The organism is Chromobacterium aquaticum, assembly GCF_021129195.1.
In the GTDB taxonomy this organism is placed as follows: Bacteria; Pseudomonadota; Gammaproteobacteria; order Burkholderiales; family Chromobacteriaceae; genus Chromobacterium; species Chromobacterium aquaticum.
This window is the reverse complement of the sequence record NZ_JAJOHW010000257.1, coordinates 1-523: the sequence shown is the minus strand read 5'-3', so window position 1 is coordinate 523 and position 523 is coordinate 1. Positions and strand designations below refer to the sequence as shown.

Sequence of the window (523 nt, the reverse complement as noted above, 5' to 3'; positions counted from 1 at the left end):
CCGCCGGCGTGGAGCGCGCCCGTGGCGGCCGAGGCTTTGCCTCCGACGGAGGCTGAAGCGAAACCGGAGCCGGAACCACAGCCAAGCGCATCGGCGCCTGCCGGCGAGCCGTCGAGCGCGGCGTCGGCGGCGCTGGCCGAGGCCGCCGAGCCGGGGGAGGATGTGCCGCAGCGTCTGGGGCTAGACCTGTATTACCCGGCCAGTCAGCTGGAGCAAGTGGCGACGTCGCTGCGGCCTATCGAGCTGCCGGACCTGTCCTATTTGACTGGGGTGACGATCAGGATAGAGCTGCGCGTCTATATCAATGAACAGGGTGGGGTGGATGCGGTGCAATCGTTCAGCGCGCAGCCGGCCGGCAGCGAGCAGGCCTTGATCGAGCGTTTTCGCCATGTCGAATTTTCGCCAGGGCGCAAGGACGGCATCGCGGTGAAGAGCTATAAACGTATTTTGATCCAGTCCGAGCCGGGAGGCGGCGTGGTCTTGCCGCGGCAGCCTGGCCAGCGCTGAGAACCTGTTTACGATC

General features: G+C 66.3%; 1 protein-coding gene. It reads left to right on the top strand.

From position 1 onward, the window contains the following. A partial coding sequence (locus tag LQT98_RS23595) for a hypothetical protein (protein WP_231465673.1) occupies positions 1-507 on the top strand: 507 nt, incomplete at its 5' end. Between the last annotated feature and the right edge of the window lie 16 nt (positions 508-523).